General features: G+C 67.5%; 20 protein-coding genes. 8 read left to right on the top strand and 12 right to left on the bottom strand.

Annotated elements, in window-relative coordinates; translation table 11 throughout:
• Nucleotides 1-9: 9 nt before the first annotated feature.
• The 7 genes from ABZV77_RS05260 to ABZV77_RS05230 form a co-directional block, all read right to left on the bottom strand.
• Complete coding sequence (locus ABZV77_RS05260) at nucleotides 10-1,977, bottom strand: tetratricopeptide repeat protein (RefSeq protein ID WP_356250514.1); 1,968 nt, start codon at nucleotides 1,975-1,977, stop codon at nucleotides 10-12.
• A 170-nt stretch (nucleotides 1,978-2,147) separates the two neighbouring features.
• Nucleotides 2,148-4,037 (bottom strand): glycoside hydrolase family 15 protein, encoded by a 1,890-nt coding sequence (locus tag ABZV77_RS05255; protein ID WP_356250512.1) that lies wholly within the window; start codon nucleotides 4,035-4,037, stop codon nucleotides 2,148-2,150.
• 134 nt (nucleotides 4,038-4,171) lie between these two features.
• Entirely contained in the window at nucleotides 4,172-4,771 is a 600-nt protein-coding gene (locus tag ABZV77_RS05250) for a DUF6624 domain-containing protein (RefSeq protein ID WP_356250510.1), read from the bottom strand.
• Nucleotides 4,768-5,502 carry a DUF6624 domain-containing protein gene (locus ABZV77_RS05245; RefSeq protein ID WP_356250508.1) on the bottom strand — a complete coding sequence of 245 codons (735 nt, stop codon included), beginning with the start codon at nucleotides 5,500-5,502 and terminating at the stop codon, nucleotides 4,768-4,770. Before ABZV77_RS05245 ends, ABZV77_RS05250 begins: the two co-directional genes overlap by 4 nt.
• A 242-nt stretch (nucleotides 5,503-5,744) precedes the next feature.
• Complete coding sequence (locus ABZV77_RS05240; protein WP_356250506.1) at nucleotides 5,745-6,176, bottom strand: hypothetical protein; 432 nt, start codon at nucleotides 6,174-6,176, stop codon at nucleotides 5,745-5,747.
• Nucleotides 6,177-6,375: 199 nt separating this feature from the next.
• On the bottom strand, nucleotides 6,376-6,759 hold the full coding sequence (locus ABZV77_RS05235) for a hypothetical protein (RefSeq protein WP_356250504.1): 384 nt from the start codon (nucleotides 6,757-6,759) through the stop codon (nucleotides 6,376-6,378).
• The gene (locus ABZV77_RS05230) at nucleotides 6,756-7,394 is read right to left on the bottom strand and encodes a hypothetical protein (RefSeq protein WP_356250502.1); all 639 of its coding nucleotides are present in this window, start codon (nucleotides 7,392-7,394) and stop codon (nucleotides 6,756-6,758) included. Before ABZV77_RS05230 ends, ABZV77_RS05235 begins: the two co-directional genes overlap by 4 nt.
• A gap of 48 nt (nucleotides 7,395-7,442) precedes the next feature.
• Here ABZV77_RS05230 and ABZV77_RS05225 point away from each other — a divergent pair, with 48 nt between their 5' ends.
• Complete coding sequence (locus ABZV77_RS05225; RefSeq protein ID WP_356250500.1) at nucleotides 7,443-8,840, top strand: Tat pathway signal protein; 1,398 nt, start codon at nucleotides 7,443-7,445, stop codon at nucleotides 8,838-8,840.
• A gap of 75 nt (nucleotides 8,841-8,915) precedes the next feature.
• Nucleotides 8,916-9,401 carry a TrmO family methyltransferase gene (locus ABZV77_RS05220; protein ID WP_356250499.1) on the top strand — a complete coding sequence of 162 codons (486 nt, stop codon included), beginning with the start codon at nucleotides 8,916-8,918 and terminating at the stop codon, nucleotides 9,399-9,401.
• 65 nt (nucleotides 9,402-9,466) lie between these two features.
• Here the strand turns inward: ABZV77_RS05220 and ABZV77_RS05215 are convergent, their stop codons facing one another.
• Entirely contained in the window at nucleotides 9,467-9,874 is a 408-nt protein-coding gene (locus tag ABZV77_RS05215; RefSeq protein ID WP_356250497.1) for an ATP-binding protein, read from the bottom strand.
• Nucleotides 9,875-10,119: 245 nt separating this feature from the next.
• On the opposite strand from ABZV77_RS05215, the gene ABZV77_RS05210 reads away from it, so the two are divergent.
• From ABZV77_RS05210 to ABZV77_RS05200, 3 genes are read left to right on the top strand one after another with little or no spacing between them, the layout of a single operon-like run.
• Entirely contained in the window at nucleotides 10,120-10,998 is an 879-nt protein-coding gene (locus ABZV77_RS05210; protein ID WP_356250495.1) for a helix-turn-helix transcriptional regulator, read from the top strand.
• 14 nt (nucleotides 10,999-11,012) lie between these two features.
• A complete protein-coding gene (locus ABZV77_RS05205) occupies nucleotides 11,013-11,216 on the top strand; it encodes a DUF397 domain-containing protein (RefSeq protein WP_356250493.1) in 204 nt (67 codons plus the stop codon).
• Nucleotides 11,217-11,223: 7 nt separating this feature from the next.
• Nucleotides 11,224-11,451: a DUF397 domain-containing protein gene (locus tag ABZV77_RS05200; protein ID WP_356250491.1), complete on the top strand. Its 228-nt coding sequence runs from the start codon at nucleotides 11,224-11,226 to the stop codon at nucleotides 11,449-11,451.
• Between the two features lie 73 nt (nucleotides 11,452-11,524).
• Here the strand turns inward: ABZV77_RS05200 and ABZV77_RS05195 are convergent, their stop codons facing one another.
• The 4 genes from ABZV77_RS05195 to ABZV77_RS05180 form a co-directional block, all read right to left on the bottom strand.
• Nucleotides 11,525-12,673 carry a protein-L-isoaspartate(D-aspartate) O-methyltransferase gene (locus tag ABZV77_RS05195; protein ID WP_356250489.1) on the bottom strand — a complete coding sequence of 383 codons (1,149 nt, stop codon included), beginning with the start codon at nucleotides 12,671-12,673 and terminating at the stop codon, nucleotides 11,525-11,527.
• A 115-nt stretch (nucleotides 12,674-12,788) separates the two neighbouring features.
• Complete coding sequence (locus tag ABZV77_RS05190) at nucleotides 12,789-13,604, bottom strand: DUF5753 domain-containing protein (protein WP_356250487.1); 816 nt, start codon at nucleotides 13,602-13,604, stop codon at nucleotides 12,789-12,791.
• 51 nt (nucleotides 13,605-13,655) lie between these two features.
• Nucleotides 13,656-14,180 carry a DUF6879 family protein gene (locus ABZV77_RS05185; RefSeq protein WP_356250485.1) on the bottom strand — a complete coding sequence of 175 codons (525 nt, stop codon included), beginning with the start codon at nucleotides 14,178-14,180 and terminating at the stop codon, nucleotides 13,656-13,658.
• A complete protein-coding gene (locus ABZV77_RS05180; RefSeq protein ID WP_356250483.1) occupies nucleotides 14,161-14,394 on the bottom strand; it encodes a hypothetical protein in 234 nt (77 codons plus the stop codon). The genes ABZV77_RS05185 and ABZV77_RS05180 overlap by 20 nt, the downstream gene beginning before the upstream one ends.
• 652 nt (nucleotides 14,395-15,046) lie before the next feature.
• On the opposite strand from ABZV77_RS05180, the gene hemC reads away from it, so the two are divergent.
• The 3 genes from hemC to ABZV77_RS05165 all read left to right on the top strand — a co-directional run bounded on the left by hemC (nucleotide 15,047) and on the right by ABZV77_RS05165 (nucleotide 17,217).
• Nucleotides 15,047-16,003: a hydroxymethylbilane synthase gene (hemC, locus tag ABZV77_RS05175; protein ID WP_356250481.1), complete on the top strand. Its 957-nt coding sequence runs from the start codon at nucleotides 15,047-15,049 to the stop codon at nucleotides 16,001-16,003.
• A 267-nt stretch (nucleotides 16,004-16,270) separates the two neighbouring features.
• On the top strand, nucleotides 16,271-16,663 hold the full coding sequence (locus ABZV77_RS05170; protein WP_356250479.1) for a MarR family transcriptional regulator: 393 nt from the start codon (nucleotides 16,271-16,273) through the stop codon (nucleotides 16,661-16,663).
• Nucleotides 16,664-17,034: 371 nt separating this feature from the next.
• Complete coding sequence (locus ABZV77_RS05165; RefSeq protein ID WP_164247183.1) at nucleotides 17,035-17,217, top strand: helix-turn-helix domain-containing protein; 183 nt, start codon at nucleotides 17,035-17,037, stop codon at nucleotides 17,215-17,217.
• The last annotated feature ends 11 nt before the right edge of the window (nucleotides 17,218-17,228 follow it).

Here is a 17,228-nt window from a genome sequence, read left to right as displayed (position 1 = left end):
GGTGACAGATCAGGCGAGGGTGCGGAGCCTCTCGCGCAGCCGGTCGGCATCGTGAGCGCTTAGCGGCACGTAGAGGTCGAGTGCTTGGGCGTACAGGGCCTGCGCGTCCTGGGGGCGCCGGTCCTGTTGGGCTGCCTCGCCGAGCCATTCGATGGTGTGTGCCAGCCACGAGGGAGCCTCCGCCTCGGCGAACTCGGCATTTGCGGTGCGAAGGTCGTGCTCGGCGGCACTGATGTCGCCGGCGAGCATGCTCGTACGGCCTCGCCAGGCCAGCGCGCGGGCGGCGTCGTGCTCGTCTCTGGCGTCGAGCAGCAGATCACGCGCGTGCGAGAAGACGGTGCCGGCCTTCTGGTAGTCACCGCTGCTGACGGCGATCTGGCCGAGGAGGATCTCGGTGAGGGCGACCCCGCGGCTGTAGCCCAGATCAAGCCGCTGCTCGACGGCCTCCTCTAGGTACGGCACAGCTTCCTGCGGCTGTTTCGCATCGACGTAGGTGGCGCCGATTTCGTGCAGCGCCTGGGCGACGCCGAGCCCCTCGTCGACGCGGGTTGCCATCTCGCGCACCCGGGCGAACACGCCGATGGCTTCGTCGAAGGCGCCCGTGCCGCGCAGCGCGAGCCCGAGAGTGTTGAGGAGGCGCCACTCGGCGTGCGGCTCCTGGCAGCGTTGCACGGCGTCCAGGGCGAGCCGGTGGATCTCGATCCATTCGCCGTACCGGCGGTCGGACCGCCACCACGGCCAGAGGGCGTACGTGATCCGCCAGGCGAACGAGTACTCCGTGCTGGAGTGGGCGGCACGGATCAGGGCCAGGACGCTGTCGGCCTGTGCCTTCAACCAGGACATGGCCATGCGCTTCGTCTCGAAGGTGACCGGGTGCGCGGGGCGGTGGCGTGAATCGGGCACGGACAGGCAGTGCGTGGGCGTAATGAGAGTGTCGGCGGCGGAGGTCGCGGCCAGCGCCCAGCCCAGGGCCCGACGTAGAACTTCGTCTGTCTCACCGTCGGTTGCTTCGGCCAAGGCGTGCTGCCGAGCGTGCTGACGAACCTCCGCAGAAGGCCAGCGGTAGACCGGGCCACGCAGGTCGTGTGGGGTGGCCTGCTCCAGCAGCTGGACTGCCTGCAAGGACTCCAGGGCGTAGGCCGCGTCGTCGGGCGGGACATCGAGAATGGTGGCGGTCAACGAAGCGTCGATGTCGAGAACGGGCAGCAGCCCCATCCGGCGATAGGCGCGTGCGGCATCGCGCGACAGGCCGGCGTAAGCGGTGTCGAGGTGGGTGGTCACGATCGCTCCGGGAAGGCGAAGAGGCGGATGTACGAGAGCCGTGCGCCGTTGGCTGTCGAGCAGCGAACGGACCACGCTGGACACAGGCCGGTCGGGGTGGCGGACGAGCTGGGCGACGGTCAGGTGAAGGGCCTGCGGCACACCGGCCGAGAGCTGCACGAGGTGCGCCGTCGGCTGTGGCTCGGCACGAAGCCGCTCTTCGCCAACACATCGGATCAGGTAGGCGCGCGCGGCGTCCGGGGGCAGCGGGCCCAGCCCGTGCAGGCTCGCCCCGTCGCCGGCGAGTTCGACGAGGGGGTCATGGCTCGTGACGACGACCAGGTGGCCGTTGCCGCCCGGCAGGAGGAGCCGCACGGTGGCGGCATCGGCGACGTTGTCGAGAAGCAGACACAGGGGCTCTCTGGAAGCAGTCGCGGACCTCCACCAGGCGATCAGTTCAGGCTCGACCGCGGGCAAGGGGCCGGATCGTAGGGCCCGTAGGAGTTGGCCGAGAGCATCGGTGGTGGAGCGCGCGCCCTCGGGTTCGTAGCTGCGTACGTCCAGGTGGAGCTGTCCGCCGGGATAGCGCTCGTGAAGGTCATGGAGGACCCGGGAAGCCAAGGCGCTCTTGCCGATGCCGTGCGGTCCTGCCAGACCGATGACCTGGGTCCCGCCGCGCTCGCGCGAGGCGACGATGAGCCGGTGCAAGTCGCGCAAGTCGCTGTCACGGTCAACCCAAGCCGCAGGGACCGGCGGCAGCTGGCGGGGTGACGGAGGCTCGTGGCGTGCCTCGTGAATCGTGATCCCACCCGCTATGTACCCGGCTTGGATGGCGCTGCCGCCCACGTTGCCGCTCAAGGTGTTGTTGGAAGTGTTCGCGGCGCCCGTCATTGGGCTCGCCCCGCGAGCGCGGGCTCTTCGGTGCGTGTGGCCGAGCCCGCGTCGTCCAATGCCACGGCACCGTCACGCGGATTATCCGAGGCGGGCGACACGAGACGGAGCGCGGCCCCGATCAGGGCGAAGTGACTGAATGCCTGTGGGAAATTGCCGAGCTGCCGACCGCCGACAGGGTCGTACTCCTCAGCGAGCAGACCGACGTCATTACGCAAAGCGAGCAGCTGCTCGAACAGATCGCGGGCTTCCTCGCGACGCCCGATCATGGTCAGGGCCTCGACGAGCCAGAACGAGCAGGCCAGGAAGGCGCCCTCGTCACCTGTCAATCCATCCACGCCGGCTTCCGCGCCCGCGGTCGGGTACCGCAGGACGAGGCCGTGCTCGGTGGACAGCTCCCGCTGGACTGCCTCGATGGTTCCGATGACCCGCCTGTCGGTGGGCGGCAGGAATCCGGTCTGAGGGATCAGCAGGAGCGAGGCATCGAGTTCACTCGAGCCGTAGGACTGGGTGAACGTGTTGCGCTCCGGGTCGTAGCCGTGTTCGCACACCTCTTTGTGAATGGTCGTGCGCAACCGGCGCCAGCGCGGGAGCGGGGCGGTGTCGCCACGGGACTCGGCGTGCTGGATCATCCGGTCGACTGCCACCCAGGCCATGATCTTCGAATGCACGAAGTGACGGTCGGGTCCGCGGACCTCCCAGAGCCCCTTGTCGGGCTCTCGCCAGTGCGCGGCCAAGTAGTTGAGGAGGTCGACCTGTAGCTGGTACGCGTCGTCGTCGTGATCGAGGCCGGACTCGTGGGCCAGGTGCAGTGTCTCGATGACCTCGCCGTACACGTCCAACTGCCGTTGGGTCGCAGCGGCGTTGCCGATCCGGACGGGCTTTGACCCTTCGAATCCGGGCAGGTTGAGGACGCTCTCGGTCAGCTCCCGGCGACCGGTGATGCTGTACATGATCTGCAGGCGCTCCGGGTCGCCGGCCGCAGCGCGCAGGAGCCACTCCCGCCACGCGCTGGCCTCCTCGCGGTAGCCGGTGCGCAGGAAGCTCGACAGGGTAATCGCGGAGTCACGCAGCCAGGTGTACCGGTAGTCCCAGTTACGGTTGCCGCCCAGCCACTCCGGCAGCGAGGTCGTCGGCGCGGCGACGATTCCTCCGGTCGGGGCGTAGATGCTGGCCTTGAGGGTTATGAGCGACCTGATCACCGCCTCCCGGTAGGAACCGAGGTACGTGCAGCGGTCTATCCAGTCCTCCCAGAACCCGGTGGTGGCGGCGAGGGCCTGGTCCGGGTCGGGGCAGGGTGGGGCCGGCAGGTGGGACTCCCGCCAGGTCAAGGCGAAGGCGACGCTCTCGCCGGCTCGGACGGTGAAGTCCGCGATCGTGCTCCCGTCCGGGCGGTCGGTGGTCTCCACGGCGCTGTCGAGCCAGACGGCGTCTGGGCCAGCGACGGCCACCCCGCGTGTTTCGCCGAACGCTTGCCGTACTCGGTCACGTCGAGGCACAACCTGCCCGTAGCTGAAGCGCAATCGCAGCGTCGAGGCCATGCGGACCCTGCCGCGGATTCCCTGCACGATGCGGATGAGCTGTGGCTGGCCCGGCGTGCCTGTGGGGTGAGGCGGCATGAAGTCGAGGACACGGACTGCCCCGTGCGGAAGCGCCCAGGTCGTCTCGGCGATCAGGGAGTCCCCGCGGTAGCGGCGTTCCGGTACAGCGTCCTGGTCCTGGGGCGCGATCTGCCAGGCACCGTGCTTTTGGGTTCCGAGCAGGCTGGTGAAGACCGCTGGGGACTCGAATGTGGGCAGGCATAACCACGCGGCGGTGCCGGTGCGGTCGATGAGGCAGGCGGTCTGCAGGTCTCCCACGAGGATGTGGTCCTCGATCAGCGACACGGGCGATCCTTCGGTATGCGGGTGAGGTGAGTGATGCGGGGGTGGAGACGGAGAGGCCCGTGGATCGCCGCGTGCGAGCGGGTCGACCGAGTGGACGGCCTCGGTACGCGGCGGGGTGAGGATTCGCGCCGGTCTCACTGGGGGCTTCGAAGCGCGAGGAGGTGGCGCGTGATCTCTTCGCCCAGGGGTGGAAGTCCGACCGCGCGACGTCGTTCGGTGACGTGTTCTGGGTCGTCGATCGGATACGGGCGCAGCAGCTTCTCGTTGATCTTCGTTCCGAACGTCTGCCTGTCGCCCTGGCTCACAGCGCAGTGGTCTTCGACGTAGGCGCCTTGAATGGCAGGCACCGTGCCGGCCAGGACTGCCGCCCGGATCAGCTCCCGGCACGAAAGCTGAAGATTGAGGTCGTCCGCGTGCAGGAGGACTTTGAGCGCCGCGGTTGATGCTTCTTCGCCGACATCGTCGAAGGTGGGCCAGCCGGCCTCTCCCACGATGACCTTCAGCGCCTGACCGTGTGCGGCCCTGGCCTCCAGTACCGCATGGCGACGGTGTGCCGCTCCGGGCATGGCGATGGCTTCACGGGTCAGAGCCTCGTCCTCGGCAGACATCCGGATCAGCCGGCTGGCCAGTGAATGGACGAGCACGGTGGCCGGGTCCGCCACATGCGCCTCGGCCGCCCGAACTTGCCCGCAGGCGACGCCGTGCTCGGCCTGGTCTCTTGTACTCAGCGTCATTCCGACCGCCTCCTTGGTTCCTCTGAGGACCCGGCCACGTGAATTGCATTCGCTGCAGCACCCAGCGCCGGCGGCAGCCCGAGGTCTGCCCGTCGCTCGTCCAGGCCCGCCGGGTCGGCGACCGGATACATTCCTCCTCGACCCGGCCCGCTCAGGTACTGGGTGCCGTACGCCTGCGGAACTCCTTGCAGGACACAGAGACGGTCATACAGCTGGGCCCAGTGAGCCCAGGGCACGTCACTCCGTTCTGCTGCTCGGCCGAGCAATTGCAGGAGGGTGTGGACGAAGGGCACTGCGGTCGGCTCGTCGCCGGATATCCGAAGGGCGATGCAGAGCGCGGCTTCCCCGCCTTCGACCCCGACGAGCTGGCTCCCCGGCCACCCGTGCACCGCCACGATTCTGTGGAGGGCGCGGGTGTTGGATGCGTCGAGCAGTTCGTGCGGTAAGGAGTCAGGGACTCCCTGCACTCGGGGAAGGCGCTCCGCCCATCGTTCTTGGGCCGCTTCGGCCCGCCTGCACAGGTCGTGGGCTATGTCCGCCCGCTCGACTCCGTACTCGGCGGTGCTGGCACCGTCGCCCGCGGGGAAGGCTGCCTCGACCATGAGAAGTTCACTCCGCTTGCGGCGCGCATCGATGCCGCGTGCGAGCTGATCCAGCGGCCGGTCCTCAGCGTCCGGGACGAGGAATAGCTCGGTGAGGGAATCAGCGCCGGCGTCGATTGTGATGGACACGGGGGTCTCCTTGAAGACTGCGAACGGATCGGTGGCGAAGGGCTTCGGGAAGCTGGTCCTCCCGGCCCGACGCTCGCCGTAGCGGGGGATGAACGGCTCGTGTCGCAGCCGGGAGGACCGCGGGCCCTGCCCTGCACGGAGGCATGCGGGCAGGGTGTGCTCGGCCGCCGCTACCCCGCCCCGCTGGGGGGTCGGGCGGTACCGAGGGCGATGGGGCGCAGCAGGAATCCGGTGCCGGCCGGTCATGAACCCCCGGCGTTGAAGGTCACGTGCAGCGGATCGTCGGCTGTCAGCACCTGCATCTGGTGAGCCCGCAGCACCGCCTGCTGGTCGCCGGATGCCTGCAATCGGATGTGGAGGAACACCGCCCGTTCCCAGGCGTCGACTCGTTCCAACCCGGCCTCGTAGGCGTACGTGTCGAGTGACAGTCCCTTCGCCCACGCGCGCAGAAGGTCGAGCTGGAATTCGGAGACCCAGATGCGGGGCCTGCTCTCGACGGCTATCGCCCCGCTTGTGGCGGCGCGGTGGACGATCGCCGTCCACCTGATCGGCACCCCGTCGTTCAGGCGCCGCCCCAGGGCTGCCACCCCTTGCAGCGCGCTCCGCGATGTTCGGTAGTGACCCAAGTCGCGCAGGGCCCCCTCGCCGGCGCCCTCCGCCACCGCCTGGAGCACGGCAGTCTCGGCGGGAGAGACACCGCCCGCACCCCTTGCGGGCTGGGGGAACTCGTCCGCAGACAGGAGATTTCTGCCTTGCCTGACAGAAGGCGGGAGCGGCGGCGCAGCGTGGGGGGACGGTGAGTGAACGGCGATCGTGTCCATCGAAGCTCCGAGCGAGGGGGGTGGCTTGGCCGGTGCGCGAGAGAGGTGCGCCCTACGGCGGTTCTGCGAGATGCCCGGTGAGCGCTACCTGCCGCTCGCCCTTGCGCCAGCTGACGCACATCTCCGCCAGCGGGAGGCGTGACACGGGGTAGACCGTCCACGTCCAGAAGTCGGCGCCGGCCTTCAAGGCGAACTGGTAGGGCTTGCCCCGCCTCAATTCGCGAACCGCAGCGTGGACAGCGGGGTGGTTCCCCAACCAGCTCCATGCGACGTCAAAGGTCTCCGGGGCGAGCGTGGGCACCAGATCCCGGACGGATTCGCGGATCCACGACACTGCCTCGCCGGGGGCCTCGGTGGACAGCCCTTGCACGTCCGGCTGAGGCGCCCCCTTGTGCGCATGGTCGAAGTGGCACCAGTACGTTCGGGGAAGCGTCATCTCGAACCTCGACCTTCTGAACTGCCGAGCCCTGCACTTGCGTTGACTCGCTCACCGCTCGCCGCTAGGTCCCGGAAGTCCCTGACGGCCCCTGCCAGCCGACGCGCGAAGGGGTCCGTCGGCTCGAACCCGGTGGCGTACGACTCGGCGTCCAAGCAGCAGGCCAGGGTGATCGTGATCTTGAGGTTGGGGTCTGGGTACCCGTTCGCTTGACGCAAGGCATCGCTCATGAGCGACCACAGGCATGCCTGGAGGCGAGGGACGATCTTCCCGAACTCGTAGGTGGACAGTGGCTCGTCCCTCGTCTCACCGAAGAGCCGCTCCAGGTAGTGATCCACGTCCACGATGAGCGATCGGGTCATCGTGCCCAGCGCGCGGCGCAATGCCTCCGGCGATGAGCGAGGATGATCACCTTCGGTGTCCTGCCGTGCCGGCACCGCCGGAGCAGGTCCGGGCGTGATGGTCGGCAGTTCGGCTATGCCCGATGGAGACATCCGGATGCCAGCGACATCGGTCATCTCTCGCGCGTTCACCGAATTCCTCCCAAGGGCCTGCCAGTTGGTGGTTTCGTTGACCTTGAGCGAACCGCGTATTGGCAGCGGCAGGTATCCCCGAGTGCTGGACGATGCCGCCAAACTTGCCGAACCCGCCAAACTTTGTGCCCTTGTGAATTGGGGGGAGTCATGCGCACGACCGCGCTGGTCCGCAACGAGCCGCTGGCTGCCGTTGTGCAGGAAACCGGCTGGACGCAGCAGCAGCTGGCTGCCGCCTTCGTTCGAGTTGCGGCAGAGGTCGGCGCAGAGGAACTGCTGAGTACCGGACGGTCGCAGGTCTCCATGTGGATCGCCGGCACGTACCCCAAGGGCCGAGTGCCGCTTATCTTGTGCGAGACGTTGTCCCGTCGGCTCCAACGCCCCATCACCACCGCTGACATTGGCCTCGGTGGGCCGATGTCGGGCGCGGTCACGGCATCCGAATGGCACGTCGATACCTTGACCGGCCTGGTGGATCTCGGGAGTAGCAACGTGGACCTGGAACGACGCCAACTGCTGGCGGGCGCTGCCTACTCGGTGAGCGGCCTGGCGCTGCCCGGCGAGGAATGGTGGGACCGGGCCCCCGCTCGAGCCGCATCCCGACACTCGACCGCGAATCGAGAGGTGGGGGCGGCCGAGGTCAGCGCCGTGCGCGAGATGACCACGTTCTACCAACGTCGCGACCAGCGAGCAGGCGGGCTGGACGGGAGAACAGCCCTGTACCAGTACGTCGGAGACGACGTGGCGACCTACGTCGGTGGCCGATTCCGGAGCGAGAAGGCCCTGCGGGAGATGCTCTCCGCTGCCGCCGAAGCGGTATACGTGGCGGGATGGATGAGCTTCGACGCTTCGCACCATGAAGTTGCGCGAAGGAGCTTCACGCTGGCCACCAAGCTGGCCGCGGAGGCTGCCGACGGACCCTTGGTCGGCCACATCCTGCGGGCTATGGCGCACCAAGCGACGGATCTTGGCCACCCGAAGCAAGGGGCGGACTTGGCCATGGAGTCGGTGGCACGCAAGCGCTACATGCACGCGGCGCCCCGGGAGCGTGCTCTGCTGGGCGTGGTCCAGGCGCGCAGCCTCGCGGCGAACGGGCAGAGGCGTGATGCTGTTGCCGCGTTGCTCCGGGCCGAGGGTGATCTCCGCGCCGCCGAGCCCGGTGACGATGAGCCCTCCCGCGTCTGGTTCTTCCGCGAAGCCTCGCTTGCGCACGAATCCGCTCGGACGCTGTGGGCGCTCGGTGACCTTGACGGAGCACTGAGGGAGTTCAAGCGAAGCGTGCTGACCAGGAAGACTGACACCTTCAGCAGGACCCACGCCGTCACCCTGGGGTACATGGGTGCGGTACAGGTACGTCAGGGCAACGTCGAGGCTGCCTGCGCTACTTGGGAACGGGCACTCGAAGCGATGGACGGCATCCACTCCGGCCGGGCACGCGAGACCGTCGTGACCATGCGCCGGCTCCTGTCCCCGTACCGCCGCCGCGGCGTCACCGCCGCAGCCGAGATCGACGAGCGGGCCAGGATGATCCTGGGGCGAGTAGCCTGACTGTGCGATGGCGACACGGGATGTCGGCACCAGCTCGTCGGCTAGCCGTTGCTGCGAACGAATAGGGGGGCGACCATGTCCATCAATGGCATCGAAGTGCCTGTTGTCGCTGACGTGGTCGGTGGCCACACAGGGCGTCTCGACGACTTCAAGGGTGGGGTGGAGTCGATCATCAGGCTCCGGCCCGAGTACCCCCTGGTCACGCTTCAGGGCATCGAGGAGTTCAGCCACCTCATGGTCACCTGGTACTTCCATGAGGGAAGCCCCGACGACGTGGCACTCCATGCCCGAAGCCCGCGCGACAATCCGGCTTGGCCGGCTACCGGGACCTGGCTGCACCACAACCATCGGCGCCCCGCCCGCATTGCGACGAGTTTCCCCAGGCTGCTGCGAGTGAACGGACGAGACCTTCACGTCCTGGACCTGGATGCCGACGACGGGACGCCCGTCATCGACTTCGTGGTGTGCTTCCAGGAGATGCTTCCGCGCGGCCCCGTTACACAGCCGAAGTGGCCCAGCGAGATGCTCCAGAACTACTGGCGCGACGCCAAGGAGCGCTAACTCCGTCGACCTGCGCCGCCCACGGGGCAGCGGGATGACCGAGCGCTCGGCGGGAAGACCGGCCGTCATGACGCTAACGCCCCTTTCACCACGCGCAGTTCGAACCAGACGTCCTTGCCTGTGGGGCTCGGCTCGGCTCCCCATCTGTCGGCGAGAGCGGCGACTGCCGCCAGCCCGCGTCCGTCCACGGCGCCGAAGTCCTGGGGGCGAAGGCGCGGCAGAGTCGTGCTCGCGTCGCTGACCACGACGCGGACGGTGTCGCCTATGCGGATCATGGTCAGCTCACATTCAGCGGAGCCGGTGTGCTGAGGGACGTTCGTTAGCAGCTCGTTCGCGGCCCACTTGGCCTCGTCGGCCACGGACCCCAAGCCCCAGCAGTCCATCCGGACTTGGATCCGGTCGCGGATGCCTGCCAGCGTGTCGGCTCCGACGAGCAGCTGCTCTTGATACTTCGCAGTGCGTTCTTCTGCCATGAGGGCCATGGCTCCTCCAGCGCCCCGACGAGCGCATAGCGAACGGCCGACGCTCTGTGACCCCCCAAGCGCCATCTGTAGTGCACAACAGAGTGGACCTACCTATGCTTAGGTCGCAACCGGTTCATCTCCAAAATTGCAGATTCGCAAGAAGAGGCTTAGCCCATCGGCATATGCCAACTGTTGGAGGTCTTGTGGCTGCGTACGACACACTGGTGCCCAACGCGTCATGGGAAGGAGCCAAGTTGCCAAGCCCAGCACACCCGCGGCCGACAGTGCGCCGGCGCAAGGTAGGTAGCGAGTTCAGGCGCCTACGGGAGGCGGCGGGAGTCAAGTCCGAGGAGGCGGCGGAGCGGATCGGCGGCGATAAGTCGAAGATTTCCCGCCAAGAGAATGGCCGCCAGGGCATCAGCAAGCTGGAGGCCGAAGCGCTCCTCACCCTCTACGGGGTGGAGGACCAACGGCTACGAACTGCCCTGATCACGATGGCTCGTGAAGGGCGACGCAAGGGGTGGTGGGCGCAGTACGGCGACGTTCTGCCCGTGGGCTTCCAGGAGCGGCTCGCGATCGAGTCGGACGCTGTGCGCATCCTTGCGTTCCAGCCGTTGCTCGTTCCTGGCTTGCTGCAGACGCGTGAGTACGCCGAAGTCTCGATCCGCGGCGTAGAGAAGAAGAATGCCAGCGAGGACGAGATCAAGGTGCTCTTGGCGGTTCGACAGACCCGCCAGGAGATCCTGAAGGGGGAGGCCGCTCCGCAGTACGTCTGCGTCCTCGACGAGGCCGTGATCCGGCGTGAAGTTGGCGGCCCAGCGGTGATGGCCCGGCAGCTGGAGCAGTTGATCGAGATAAGCGATCCACCGCGGTTGACGATCCAGATCATCCCGTTCAGCCAGGGCTGGCATGCAGGGCTAGACGGGGCCTTCAGTGTGTATACGTATCCGGACCCCATGGACCTCGACGTAGTGAACCTGGACTACCTCGACGGGGCGCTCTATCTAGAGGAGGATGGGCCCGTCGAGCGGTACCAACTAGCCTTTGATGAGATCAGAGCCGCCGCTCTGGCGTCTCGGCAGTCCATCGAAGTGATCTCGAGCGCGTTGCAAGACTTCAAGAAGAGAATCTGAGGCAGGTACACCACATGATGCGGCACAACCTCCCCGAGGACGAGTGGCAGCGGTCCTCCTTCAGTGGCGACAACGGGGGGACGTGCGTCGAGAAGCAGGCCACCGAAGACGGCCTAGTCGCCGTCGGTGACAGCACTCGCCGCGAACTTGGAGCGCACACGTTTCGTCCGGGCCAGTGGCTGACCTTCGTCACGGCTGTTGTTGATGGCACGGTCTGACTCGGACATGGACACACAGGACAAGGAAGCGCTCTACGCGATCGACTTGAGTGGCGCCGAGTGGCGTGGTGCTCCCGAGAGCGATCCCCGCGATCGGGTGGAGATCGCCTATCTCCCTGGGGGCGCCGTCGCATTGCGGAACGCCGCCTGCCCGGATGATCCGGCTCTCGTCTACTCCGAGGCTGAGTGGGTTGCGTTCGTGCAGGGCGCCCGCAACGGTGAGTTCGCCCGGTAGCTCATCAGCAGGCCCTGGCCTGCTGAGGGGGCATGGGGCGCTTTGCGCTGCCATGAATCAGCCTCCTTGAACGTCAGCCTGCTCCCAGTGCGTCGTACGCGTCGCGCAGTAGCCAGCTGTCCGCTGCTGCTGCGTGGTTGACTGCACGCAGCCCTTCTTGATCCATCTCCAACCCCATTGCGACGAGGGCCGGTTGCCCGTGTGCGTTCCAGCGGGCAAGCTCAGTCTCAGCTTCCGACCACAGGCTTCGCGGCCCCCACTGATACACAGCGTAGGGCGGCTTACAGAAGATCACTGCTCGTGACTCGGCCCCGTCGTCTAGATGGATCCGGTCGGCAACGCCTTGCTCGAAAGAGTCCCTGCGCCAACGGTGTTGCATCCGGACGAGGGGCAGCCGGAGCCCGACGTAGGTCTGGGCTCCGCGGTTCTCCGCGATGAGCACCGGGTCGTGCACCGCCGTGCTCGTACGAGGGGCTTCGCCCTCGTCGATCGCCAGGGACAGTCCTGCTTGACGATGGCCCTGGAGCCACATGAAGCGCGCCGGCTTCCGGAACCTGCCTTCGGCGCGCAGGCCGTCCTGCGGAACCGTGAGGGTAACCAGGCCGCAGTGCGCGAAGTCAGTCTGGAACGGCGCCACGATCAGTGCCCCGGGTGCGGCCTGCTGTACCCAGCTCCCGGGGATCGTGCGGACAGCGCAGTTGACGAGGATCCGGTCGAAGGGGGCGCGGCCCGGAGCGCCGTGGAGGCCGTCACCGCAGATGATCTGGGGTTGGTAGCCCTGGGCGGCGAGGAGGCCCCGGTGGGCGTCGGCGGTCTGCTGGTTGATCTCCATGGAGACCACGTTGTGGTCTCCTGTCATCTCGCAGAGCAGGGCGGTTGTCCAACCGGGTCCGATCTCCAGCACGGTCATTCCCGGCTGGAGGGAGAGCAGATCGAGCTGTGTGGCCACGATCGTGGGTTGTGAGCCCGACGAGGTGACTTCGCCGGGCCCGCCGCTCGCGCCGTCGTCGAGCTGCGTGACGACCACTTTGTCGGAGTGGACGAGCGGGTGCCAGCGGCTCGGGTGCTGGAAGCGATCGACCCTCCTCCACCGCCCGTCCCTCTGGTCCCAGATCTGCTGAGGTACGAACCGGTGCCGCGGAGCCTTCTCGAAGACCGGTCGCCACTGCTTGGTCAGGACCCCTCGACCGGACAGGTCGTCGAGCAACTCCTCGTAGTCCATCGCGTGTTCTCCTCGGCGCGGCATCGCGAGGCGATTCGCCTTCCTGCCGCGCGAGTTGGGACGCTAGATCTGGAGGAGAGCGGGCGTCTACGAAATTGCATTTCGTTGCACGAATTCACTCCAGGGCCTGGATCGCGCGTCGTACGCGCTCCCTCGCGGCCGTGCCGAAGATAGCGCTGGCGGCGAGCTGCTCGAAGGCGTCGAGGTAGGTGGCGATCTCGCCCGGCGAGGTGATGTTGACCTCCGCGGTGAGGTTCTCCACCGCGACTTGGCTGTGGTCGAAGGCGTAGAAACTCTCCACCGGCCACACGGCCCTTCGTACGCCGAGAGGCAGGACGCCCACGGAAACCCGCTGCCGGCGCATTACAGCGAGCAGCCTGTGAAGCTGTTGGGCCATGGCATCAGGCGGGCACACCAGGTGGTGGAGGACGGTCTCCTCCAGGAGCACCGCGAGGTTGCGCCGGCCGCGATAGACGACACCCGACCGAGCGAGCCTCGCCTCGACGGCTTCGGGTACGTCGTTGGGGGTGTGCTGGAAGTCCGTGATCATTTGCAGCAGGCCAGTGGCGTACTCCTTGGTCTGGAGCATCCCGGGGATCACGGAGGAGCTGTACACCCGAAAGGTTCGCGTGCGCTCGTAGAGCGGCGTCGTTCTTTCGTGCACCTGCCGCAGCCCGTGGCGGTGGAGCCGCTGCCATTCCACGTACATCGTCTCGGCGGACAGCGCCTTGGCGATCAGTTCGCCGGCACGGCTCGGCTCCTGACAGGCGTCACACCAGAGCTGGATGTCCCGGGCGCTCGCGAGTTGGAGGCCGCGGGCGATCCGGGACGTCTTACTCGTGCTCCAGCCGCAGCGGAGACTGAGATCGATGTTGCTCAGCCCTTGCTGGTTCCGCATCTCCGCGAGTGCCGCAGCGATGCTGCGGCGCACGTCATGGACTGTGGACAGTGGTGATGAGGACATCGAACGAGGGGCGTGCGCTCAGGTCGCGAAGCGGCCGTGCGGGATCGCGCGGTCCCAGACCGCCGCGAAGGCGGTACGGCACAGGAGGGCCGTCTTCGGATCGTCGGTCTGGTCTGTGCGCACCCAACGGTTCTCGTCATCAAAGACGTTGAACTGGACGATCTTGTCGTCGAAGAGCCAGAAGTCGGTCTCGGGCAGAACAAGGCCGGCGGCTCGCGGTCGCTGTAGCCAGCGGATGTCCTCGCCGGCGGCGACGTTCGTGAAGGTTCCGTCGTGCAACCAGCGGGTGTATTCGCTCGCCGGCTCGGAGATGATGCGGGCCCGACGCATTGCCACGCCGCGGCTGGTCACCTCCTGGACGAGGTCGAGCCAGGGGCGCCACCAGGATTCTCGGTCGTCCGGGTTGAGACGTTCTCCGGCGCGCCAGGCGGCGAACGCCGCATGCTCGTTGTCCATCGCGTATTCGTCACGCATCTCCAGGTGCACGGCGGAGTGCCGCGCAGAGCGGATCAGGGTGGCGAAGTCATCCAGCGTCTGCGACACGCAGGACCTCCCGGAGCAGGGGGATCATCCGCGGCGGGATCCGCACGACCGCCTCGTGGTCGGGAATCGGGCCGTCTTCCAGGCACGTCGCACGCGTCAGCTCGTCCGCGGTCCAGCCCTGGACGACGAGGTCGCGCGTGTCAGTGTCGACCCACAGGGTCGGCGACCCGTGATCGCCGGACTCCGGGTCTTTTCCGATCAGTTGCAGATTCATGGCGTTCTCCCTCGACGGAGACGAACGGTGATCGACGTGACTGTTCCGCGCCCTGGGTCGGTGCGTCAAGACGGCGCTGGCCCAGGGCGCGGTGGGCGCCGCTACTCCCAGGGCCGCCACGGTAGGAAACCTGCTGCCGCAAGGAGCGATGCCATCTGGCGGAGGCGCTCATACCAGGACGGCGTGTGGCAGGGGCAGTGAGGGAGGCAGTCGTTCATGTTGGCGTCTCCGGCTGGTTGTCAACGGCCCGCGCGGGGCTGTGACCTGGCCTGTTGGCGAGTCGTCGGTAACCCTGCCGGTTCCCTGCCGCACCCGTAGAGAGCGTTCCCGGCCGGCGGGCGGGTGCCCGTCGGGGTGCCATCCCCTGCGACGCCGAGTTGCTCTTGGCTCCCGTCCCGCGGGACGCGCGGGGTGTCACGAGAGAGCCAAGGAGCGCAGGTAAAGTTGCACTCCTCCGCCCGAGACGGGCTCCGGGCTGCCGCGGTCACAGGCAGCGCAGACTGCTCATAGCCCAGCCTGCAACGAGCCCGCGGACCCTGATGTCGCGCGTTGGTCTCGGCGGCGGAGCCATGACGGTCGCCCACAGATATCCGACCAGGCGGCCAACCGGCCGCCGCCGGCCCTACCCGGCCGGAGCGCTCGCGAGGCCACCGTGACCGACCTTCCCCTTCCAAGCCGCACCATCATCGCCACCCGCTCCTCCGCCATGGCCATGGCCCAGACAGCCGCGGTTGCTGCGCTCCTCCGCCAAGCGCATCCCGGCGTCGTGGCGCACTTCTCGCAGATCACGACCACCGCTGACCGGCACCTCGGTTCTCTGGACACCGTCGGCGGCAAGAGCGCCTGGATTCGAGAACTCGACGCGGCCCTGGTCGACGGCCGAGCCGACCTCGCCGTCTCGTGCGCGAAGGACCTGCCTGGGCCCCACGAGCGGGGGACAGCAGTCGCGATCGGTGCGGTTCTGCCCCGAGCGGATGCCCGCGACGCCGTCGTACTGCCGACCGGAGCCGACCCGACGCCACTCCACGAGCTGCGGCCAGGATCAGTGGTCGGCACCATCGCCCCCCGCCGAGCCGCCCAGCTCCGCACCCGCTTCCCCCAGCTCGCCGTCCGCCCGCTGCGCGGCAACCTCGACACGAGGATCAAGCGGCTGGACGAGGGCGACGACGGCCTCGACGCCCTCGTCGTGTCCTACGCCGGCCTGCAACGCATCGGCCTCTCCGGCCGTGCCGCCGAGGTGTTCCCCACCAACCTCCTCATGCCCGCCACCGGGGCCGGATTCGTGATCGTCGAACATCGAGCAGGCGACCCCACTGCCGCTCGCTTGCTCGAGCCCATCAACGACCAGTCCGCCCAGCGCCTGCTGAATGTCGAGCGCGGCGTGCTCGGCGAGCTGCGAGGCGACTGCCACACGGCCTGCTCGGTGCATGCCACGTACGACGCATCCGGTACCCAAGTGCAGGTCACGGCAGCGGTGTTCGACCCAGATAGCGGACCTGCTGCGAACGTGACCGCTAGTCGCCCCGTCGGTGATGACCAGGCCCTGATCGACGAAGTGGTGCAGCTGCTCCGCGCCGAAGGAGCCGGTTCCCTCCTCCCGCCGAGATAGCCAGAGCTGCCCCACCGCAGGCCCAAGGGCATCGAGCTGCGGAAACTCCCGGGATTCAGCCTCTGTGGGCCGTGTCTCGCACTGAGGGACACGAGGGGCGGCTATGCCCATTCGCCCACGGCAGACGAGAAAGAGCCCCGGAGGACTGGAACCACGGCTGGAGACCATGTCAACGTACAACCTCCCCGGAAAACACCAGGTCAGAGACGCTCCCGGTGGTACGGGCGCCAATGTGCTGCGTTGGCTTCCCCCCTCCCGTCTCGCGCCATGGTGCCTAACAAGGAGGCCCACCTGTCGAAAGCCGCTCTTCGATCGGCCCGCGTCACTGCGCCGATCCTCCTGGCGCTCGGCGCCATAAACGCATGGACCGCCCAGACGAAAGCCGACTACGCCGCCCTCTCCACGGCCCTGTGTCTCTGCGTCTGCGCCGCCGGCCTTTTCGGTGAGGACTTGGTGCAGCGCGGGCATCGCCAAGACCTGATGGTGCTCGCGCACGTCGCGGCTCACCCGGGCGCCGAGGCCCGAGGCATCGCCCGAGCTGTCGGCACCCCCGAACGCGTCGTGGCTCGCAACCTCAGCCGACTCACCGAGAACGGGCTCCTCGCCCTGGTGGACGACGACGTGCACCCCGCGCTCAGGTCCTACCGACTTACCTCGTAGTCGGCGGTTGCGGGGCGGAATATAGCCCACGATCCCCGGTTACCGAAACCGGGGATCGTGCAGACCATTGAGGGAGTTCGCACCCGACTGTGCTTGGCGGTGGAGTCGGAGCGGGCTAACAGGTAGGGCCTAGCGAATAGAGAGGTAGTACCCGGCCCGCCCGCTGCATTCGTGCATGCAGCTGTCGGCTTCTGCACCAAGCCCCTCATGGCATGGGTAGCGCTGTCGGCATTGCCCAATCGACCATGCGCCCCAGCAAGGAACCCCAACGTGCGCCGATCCGTGATACCCCCTGCCCAAATTCGCTCAGGTAGCCCCCTTCCGAGCGGCGCTGAACGGCAAGCCTCTGCTCCTGTCACGCAGGTGGCACCGTGACCGCCGGCGGAAGCAACAGGCTCCTCACTCCGGGAGAAGTGGCTTCCTGGCTGCAGGTGAGCGAGATCACCGTGAAGAACAAATATCGAGCGTGGGGGCTTAAGGCGCAGAAAGTCGGACGCCTTCTGCGATTCCGCGAACGCGACATCATCGCCTATCTCGAAGACAACTACGGATAACGGCCGCTCGG

This window comes from Streptomyces sp. NPDC004732, from assembly GCF_040609235.1.
Lineage (GTDB): Bacteria > Actinomycetota > Actinomycetes > Streptomycetales > Streptomycetaceae > Streptomyces.
This window is presented reverse-complemented; position numbering and strand designations above follow the sequence as displayed.

Excerpts from the sequence above, each read along its gene's own strand:
- ABZV77_RS05235 (WP_356250504.1), bottom strand. The coding sequence starts at position 6,759 with ATGACGCTTCCCCGAACGTACTGGTGCCACTTCGACCATGCGCACAAG.
- ABZV77_RS05200 (WP_356250491.1), top strand. The coding sequence starts at position 11,224 with ATGGACACACAGGACAAGGAAGCGCTCTACGCGATCGACTTGAGTGGC.
- ABZV77_RS05170 (WP_356250479.1), top strand. The coding sequence starts at position 16,271 with ATGGTGCCTAACAAGGAGGCCCACCTGTCGAAAGCCGCTCTTCGATCG.
- ABZV77_RS05220 (WP_356250499.1), top strand. The coding sequence starts at position 8,916 with ATGTCCATCAATGGCATCGAAGTGCCTGTTGTCGCTGACGTGGTCGGT.
- ABZV77_RS05205 (WP_356250493.1), top strand. The coding sequence starts at position 11,013 with ATGATGCGGCACAACCTCCCCGAGGACGAGTGGCAGCGGTCCTCCTTC.
- ABZV77_RS05225 (WP_356250500.1), top strand. The coding sequence starts at position 7,443 with ATGCGCACGACCGCGCTGGTCCGCAACGAGCCGCTGGCTGCCGTTGTG.
- ABZV77_RS05250 (WP_356250510.1), bottom strand. The coding sequence starts at position 4,771 with ATGACGCTGAGTACAAGAGACCAGGCCGAGCACGGCGTCGCCTGCGGG.
- ABZV77_RS05215 (WP_356250497.1), bottom strand. The coding sequence starts at position 9,874 with ATGGCAGAAGAACGCACTGCGAAGTATCAAGAGCAGCTGCTCGTCGGA.
- ABZV77_RS05180 (WP_356250483.1), bottom strand. The coding sequence starts at position 14,394 with ATGAATCTGCAACTGATCGGAAAAGACCCGGAGTCCGGCGATCACGGG.
- ABZV77_RS05195 (WP_356250489.1), bottom strand. The coding sequence starts at position 12,673 with ATGGACTACGAGGAGTTGCTCGACGACCTGTCCGGTCGAGGGGTCCTG.